This window comes from Frigoribacterium faeni (genome assembly GCF_007988805.1).
Lineage (GTDB): Bacteria > Actinomycetota > Actinomycetes > Actinomycetales > Microbacteriaceae > Frigoribacterium > Frigoribacterium faeni.
Map to the genome: position 1 here is coordinate 91741 of NZ_BJUV01000012.1, position 6800 is coordinate 98540.

Annotated in this window: 6 protein-coding genes; all 6 read right to left on the reverse strand. The window is 70.8% G+C overall.

Going from position 1 to position 6800, the window contains the following annotated elements; translation table 11 throughout:
* Positions 1–165: 165 nt before the first annotated feature.
* Entirely contained in the window at positions 166–771 is a 606-nt protein-coding gene (locus FFA01_RS07660; RefSeq protein ID WP_146854622.1) for a thymidine kinase, read from the reverse strand.
* Positions 771–1520: a response regulator transcription factor gene (locus tag FFA01_RS07665; protein ID WP_146854624.1), complete on the reverse strand. Its 750-nt coding sequence runs from the start codon at positions 1518–1520 to the stop codon at positions 771–773. The genes FFA01_RS07660 and FFA01_RS07665 overlap by 1 nt, the downstream gene beginning before the upstream one ends.
* Positions 1507–2649, reverse strand: coding sequence for a hypothetical protein (locus tag FFA01_RS07670; RefSeq protein WP_146854626.1), 1143 nt, complete (start codon positions 2647–2649; stop codon positions 1507–1509). Before FFA01_RS07670 ends, FFA01_RS07665 begins: the two co-directional genes overlap by 14 nt.
* Complete coding sequence (locus FFA01_RS07675; RefSeq protein WP_146854628.1) at positions 2646–3875, reverse strand: sensor histidine kinase; 1230 nt, start codon at positions 3873–3875, stop codon at positions 2646–2648. The genes FFA01_RS07670 and FFA01_RS07675 overlap by 4 nt, the downstream gene beginning before the upstream one ends.
* A 137-nt stretch (positions 3876–4012) precedes the next feature.
* On the reverse strand, positions 4013–5128 hold the full coding sequence (locus FFA01_RS07680; protein ID WP_146854630.1) for an Rv2578c family radical SAM protein: 1116 nt from the start codon (positions 5126–5128) through the stop codon (positions 4013–4015).
* 54 nt (positions 5129–5182) lie between these two features.
* Positions 5183–6661 (reverse strand): malate:quinone oxidoreductase, encoded by a 1479-nt coding sequence (locus tag FFA01_RS07685; protein WP_146854632.1) that lies wholly within the window; start codon positions 6659–6661, stop codon positions 5183–5185.
* Between the last annotated feature and the right edge of the window lie 139 nt (positions 6662–6800).

The window sequence follows — 6800 nt, forward strand, 5'->3', positions numbered from 1 at the left end:
TTAGTGCTTGTTGGTTCGCCCTTCGGGCGACACGCGAGAATGGCTCCACCTTCGGGTGGGGCCATTTTGAATTTGTGCTTGTTGGTTCGCCGTTCGGGCGACACGAGACGGGAAGCCGCCCGACCGCCGCTCTGCCGGCGCTGTGCGGCGCTGTGCGGGCTCGGGTCAGGAGAGACGGCCGCCGCTCTCGGCGAGGTAGCACGCGCCGCACAGCGACTCGTAGGTGACCTCGTGGCCGTCGATCGCGACCTGGTCGCCGTCGAACACGAACCGTCCGTCGACCGTGCGCGCGTTGAAGACCGCCTTGCGACCGCACCGGCAGATCGTCTTGAGCTCTTCCAGCGAGTGCGCCACCTCGAGCAGACGACGACTGCCCGGGAACGCCGTCGTGCGGAAGTCCGTGCGGATGCCGTAGGCGAGCACCGGCACGCCCTCGAGGATCGCGATCCGCAGCAGATCGTCGACCTGCTCCGGCTCGAGGAACTGCACCTCGTCGACCAGGAGGCACGCGATGTCGCTTCCCGTCGCCTCGCGCACCCGGGCCCGCTCGGCGCAGAACACCTCGAGCACGTCGTCCCCGGGGGCGAAGGCCACGTCGGCCGTGCGGGTCACACCGAGACGCGACACGATCTGATCGTCGCCCTTGGTGTCGACCCGGGGCTTGGCGAGCACGACCCGCTGGCCGCGCTCCTCGTAGTTGTACGCGGCCTGCAGCAGAGCCGTGCTCTTGCCGCTGTTCATCGCTCCGTAGCGGAAGTAGAGCTTCGCCACTACTGCAGGTAGCCGTCTTCGGCCGCGCGCCGGATCAGCTCCGACTTCTTGCTGGCCGGCCGGTTCGCCTTCGCGTACTTCTCGCGCACCCGGCGCAGGTACGTCTTGGCCGTCTCGTACTGCACGTTCATCTGCTGGGCGACCTCGTTGGTGCTGAAACCCGACACGTACAGGCGGAACGCCTCGGACTCGCCGGCGCTCAGCTTCGGACGGCTCTGATTCGTCGCCCCCACCGGCAGCGGACGCCAGTCGCGCTGCGGCGACGAGTCGCGGGCGACGCCCATCACCTGTCGGGCGGCGTCCATCACCTCGCGCATCGGCAGCGCCTTCGACAGGAACGCCGACGCCCCGGCCTCGAGCGCGCGCTCGCGCGACTCGCGGGTGTCGAGGCTCGAGAGGACGATGACCTTCGCCCCCGCCGCCCGGCAGGTCCGCACGCGGGCCTCGATCGAGACGGGCTCCTTCAGCTGGAAGTCGAGGAACACCAGGTCGGTCGGGAAGTTGTCGCTGTGGACGAGCTGCAGCCAGGTGTGCGCGGTGAGCACGAGGTCGAAGTCGAAGGCGTTCACGTTGATCCAGCTCGAGAGGCTGTCGAGCAGGACCTCGTGGTCGTCGAGGATCGCCAGACGCACCCGGCGCGTCGCGGGGTTCTCACCGGTGGGTCCGACGGTGCTCCACGACGGGGCCGCTGCGGGCCGGGAGAAGCCCGGACGGAGGGACGAGCGGTCGCTCGGCTCAGTGCTGGTCATAAGAAAACCTTAGTGTGAGGAGAGACAGGCTCGGGTCGACGTGCAGGTCGTCGAACACCACCCGCAACACGGCGAAATAGGGCGTCAGGCGATGACGCACGACGAGGTCGGAGGCGGTGGTGGCGACGGTGATCCGGGCGTGGACCCGCGCCTCCTCGGCTCGGAGCACGACGCTGACGTCGTCCGCCGCGACCACGCCGGTGTCGGCGAAGGCCACGAGCAGCGCCCGCAGCGCGGTGCGGTGCTCGGTCGTCATCTCGCCGGCCACGTGACCTGGGTCGGCGACGACGCCGCGGACCCCGGCCGACGACGTCGAGAGGAGCTGCTCGAGCCAGGTCCGATCCGCCTCGGCCACCATGGTTCCGCGCAGCGTGTCGGAGATCGCCCGTGCCCGGCGGCTGTCGTCGGCGGTGACCACCCCGGCCTCGACCAGGCCGCTGAAGAACGGCACGACGTCGCGGTTGAGGATCGTCACCCGGTCCTGCTGAACCGAGCGGGCGATCCGGGCACGCAAGTCGTCGGTGCCGGCCCGTCGATACGAGGAGGCGCGCTCGATCCATCCCTCGACCAGCGTGACGAAGGCGGCCGAGAACGCCGCCCCCGCGAACGCCAGGGCGATCACGGGGGTCATGGCGACGACGACGAAGACCACGCCCGGCACGTCGGTGACGAACGTCGGCACCTCGAACACGACCACGACGCCGACGGCGACCGCCGTGACGATCCCGGCCACCGCGATCTCCCGACCGGGCCGGTACGGCGCGAGCCCGAGCAGCAGCACGCCGGCCGAGAGGGACAGCCAGTCGTCGCGCACCAGCCCGTTCTGGCCGGCCGTCGACAGGGCCGACAGCACGGCCGTGACCACGAGCAGGACGACCAGGACGACGACGGACCGCCGGCCGAAGGGCGCGCGCGCGGGGTGGGCCGCTGTGACGAGCACGGCGCCGGCGGCCACGAGGGCGGCCAGCGACAGCCCCGCGAGGGGCCACGAGACGAGGTCGGAACGGGTCACCAGGGTCATGACGACGGCGTAGACCACCGACGCCACGGCCGCGAGCAGCGTGATCGGCCCCGCGCTCAGCGCGCCGAGAGGGTCGATCTGCTGCGGGCTGCGTTCGCGGCGCCTCACGCCGCGCCACCGGACAGAGCGTGGTCGGTCTCTCCCGTGGACGCCCGCGGCGACTCGACGGGCACCCGGATCACGACGCTGGTCCCGCTGCCGACCGACGACCAGATCTGGACCGAGCCCCCGACGCGCTCCATCCGGGCTCGCACCGAGTTCTTCAGGCCCAGACGATCCGCCCCCGTCGAGGACACGTCGAATCCGACGCCGTCGTCGATGACCATGACCGACAGGTCGTCGCCGTCGGCGTAGACCACGACCTCGGCACGCGAGGTCCCGCTGTGCTTCTCGACGTTGACCAGGCACTGGCCCACCGCGAGCCCGAGAGCCGACGCCGACGTGGAGCTCAGCCTCGACACCGCCCCGATGTCACCGGTGACACCGACCTCGAGCCCGCCCTCGCGGGCGCTCTCGACGGCCTGAGCGAGCTCGCTGCGGTGCCAGTCGCGGGTCGTGCCCACGGGGGCGCTCGCGTCGAGCCATTCCCGTCCGACGAGGGTCTCGAGGTCGGACGCCATCGACCGGGCGACGCGGGGGTCGATCGGGCCGGGAGCGCTCGTGGCGATCGCGGCGAGGTGGTTCAGCACCGTGTCGTGGAGCAGCGCGGCGGCCTGCTGCTCGATGTCGTGGCGCATCCCCTGCATCTGCTGGTCGAGGGCGGCCCGGTGCAGACTCGGCTGCGCCCGTCGCGCCCGGTCGCGCGCGACGATCCCCCAGCCGACCGTGACGACGACGAGGGCCAGGGCGAGGGCCGCCGTGACGTCGAAGCGGGAGGACTGCCCGGTCTGCCAGGTGGCGAGCTGGGTCGCGACCTCGCCCAGGACGAACCCGCACACCGCCCAGACGAGGCTCCGCCGAGGCCGCCGCCCGCTGCCGCCGACCATGATCAGGGCGATCTTCGGCAGCGTCAGGGAGAACGCGTCGGAGGTCTGGACGACGGCCACCTGGGCGAAGAGCGTCACGGCGTACAGGTAGAGGCAGGCGGAGCCGATCAGCAGATACGCGGCGATCGCCGTGGGCGTGCGCTTCTTCTCGACCACGACGAGCAGCACGATCATGACGGCGAGGGCGATCATCGCGGGCCAGAGGATGAGCCCGCGCACCACGATCTGGTTGACGACGAGCACCAGGGCGGCGCTGGCGAGCAGGACGCAGGCGAGCACATGGCATGCGCGGGCGATGGCACGGCCCGTGCTCTGCGGAGCGAGGTGAGCCGGGAGGCCGAGCAGCATGCGGCCTCCTTGATCGTCGACGGCTGACAGAAGAAGTATGCCGGAACATGGATCGTCGGTGTACCCCGTTATCAGGGGTCACGACCCCTCTGGAGGGCGTCCACGGGTGTTTTTGTGCCCCGCCTGGTGGGCCCGGGTCAGAAGAGCCGAGGATGCGCGGCGCGAGCCCCGCCCGGGAGTTCTGCTGCGATCAGGGCCCGGGTCGTCGCCGGGGCGGGCGCCAGGCCCGGGCCCGCGGCGCGCAGCCCGAGCTCGTCGTGGACGCGCGACCGCATCGAGCCCGTCGACGGATCGGCTCGCCCCCGGTCGAGGCCGTACTCGGCCAGCAGCGGGCGCATCCGCGCCGCGAGCCACTTGCGGTACCCCGTCGGAGCGTAGGTGCCCCGCGCGTACAGGTCGCTGTACCGGGAGACGACCTCGGGATGCTCGCGTTCGAGCCAGGCGAAGAACCACTCCTTGACCCCCGGCTTGAGGTGGAGGGCGCTGTACATGACGCTCGACGCCCCCGAGTCGCGGATGGCCGCCAGGGCGGTGCGCAGGTGCTCGACCCCGTCGGTGAGGTGCGGCAGCACCGGCATCATGAAGACGGAGACGTCGAGACCGCTGTCTCGGGCGGCGCGCACGGTCGCGAGACGCGCGGCCGTGGTCGGGGTGCCCGGCTCGAGCGACTGCTGGAGGTCGTCGTCGTAGATCGCGATCGACATGGCGATGTCCACCGGGACGTGCTCGGCGGCCTCGGCCAGCAACGGGAGGTCCCGCCGCAGCAGGGTGCCCTTCGTGAGGATGCTGAGCGGCGTGCCCGACTCGGCGAGAGCGGCGATGATGCCGGGCATCAGGCGGTAGCGCCCCTCGGCCCGTTGGTAGGGGTCGGTGTTGGTGCCCAGGGCGACGGGTGCGTGCTGCCAGGACGGACGCGCCAGCTCGCGTGCCAGCACCTCGGCGACGTTCACCTTGACCACGATCTGCCGGTCGAAGTCGTCTCCGCCGTCGAGGTCGAGGTACTCGTGCGTCGGACGTGCGAAGCAGTAGACGCAGGCGTGGCTGCACCCGCGATAGGGATTGATCGTCCACCCGAAGGGCAGGGCCGAGTCGCCGCCCGGCACGCGGTTCAGCGCGCTCTTCGCCAGGATCTCGTGGAAGGTGACGCCGGCGAACTCGGGAGTGCTCACTGACTTCACCAGCGACGAGAGCCGGGCGAGAGCCGGCAACGCGGCGTCGTTCGCGACCGCAACGTCCTGCCCGCTCCACCTCATACGCTCATTCGAACACATGTTCGAACGAGAGTCAATCGCCGAGGATGGCGACCGTCACGCCTGGATGCGCAGCGCCTCCGCGGTGGACCCCAGAGTGGCGGCGGCCCGGGCCTCGTCGGTGGCGAGCTGCTCGCCGTAGGTCGGGATCATGCGCCGGAGCGTCGGCTGCCATCCCTCGATGCGCGACGGGAAGCAGCGCTGGAGCACGTCGAGCATGATGGGCACGGCGGTCGAGGCTCCCGGCGAGGCACCCAGCAGACCGGCGATCGTCCCGTCGGCGGCGGCCACGACCTCGGTACCGAACTGCAGCACCCCGCCCTTCTTCGGGTCCTTCTTGATGACCTGCACGCGCTGCCCCGCGGTGATGCGGTACCAGTCCTTCGGGTCGGCGTCGGGCACGAACTCGCGCAGCGCCTCGAACTTGGTGCTCTTGCTCGCGAGGAGCTGGCCCACGAGGTACTTGACCAGCGACAGGTTCGCGACCCCGGCCCGGATCATCGGGTAGAGGTTGTGCGGCCGGATCGACGCGAAGAGGTCGAACCATGAACCGCTCTTGAGGAACTTGGGACTGAACCCGGCGTAGGGCCCGAACATCAGGCTCGCCTGCCCGTCGACGACGCGGGTGTCGAGGTGAGGCACCGACATCGGCGGCGACCCGACGGCCGCCTTGCCGTAGACCTTGGCCTGGTGCCGGGCGACGACGGCGGGGTCGTCGGTGCGGAGGAACTCCCCGCTGACCGGGAAGCCGCCGAAGCCCTCGATCTCCCGGATGCCGGACTTCTGCAGCAGGTGCAGGGCTCCCCCGCCGGCGCCGACGAAGACGAATCGGGCGTCGATCGTCCGGGCCGTGCCGCCCGTGGGCCGCACGGCGATCCGCCAGCCGCCGTCGGGACGCCGCGTCAGATCGGTGACCCGGTGTCCGAGCTCGAGGACGGCGCCCTTGGACTGCAGATCGGTCATGAGGAGGCGCGTGAGGCTCCCGAAGTCGACGTCCGTCCCCGCGGCGATGCGGGTCGCGGCGATCGGCTGCCCGAGCGCGCGACCCGCCGTGAGCAGCGGCGCCCACTCGGCGATCCGTTCGCGGTCGGTGCTGAACTCGAGACCCTGGAAGAGAGGGTGGTCGCGGAGGGCCTCGTGGCGCTTGCGGAGGTACTCGACGTTCTTGTCGCCCCAGACGAAGCTCATGTGCGGGGTGGAGTTGATGAACGCGTCGGGTTCGGGCAGGGCGCCTTCGGCGACCAGGTAGGACCAGAACTGGCGGGACACCTGGAACTGCTCGTTGACCTTGACGGCGCTGGTCGTGTCGATCATGCCGTCGGCCTTCTCGGGCGTGTAGTTCAGCTCGCACAGGGCCGAGTGGCCGGTGCCGGCGTTGTTCCAGGGGTTGCTCGACTCGAGGGCGACGTCGTCGAGGGCCTCGAGGATCTCGATGGACCAGTCGGGCTCGAGCTGCTTGATCATGGCGCCCAGGGTCGCGCTCATGACGCCCCCACCGATCAGGGCGACGTCGACGGGCTTCTTCGCATCGTTCACGGACGCCAGTCTAGGCCCCGGGCGCCCGCCGTTCCGAGGGCGCGCGATCGGGGTCTCTCGACGTCGAGACAGAGCAGTCGGTGGCCGGTCAGGCCGTGGCGAGGCGGCGGGCGGCGACGATCTCGGCGATCTGGACGGC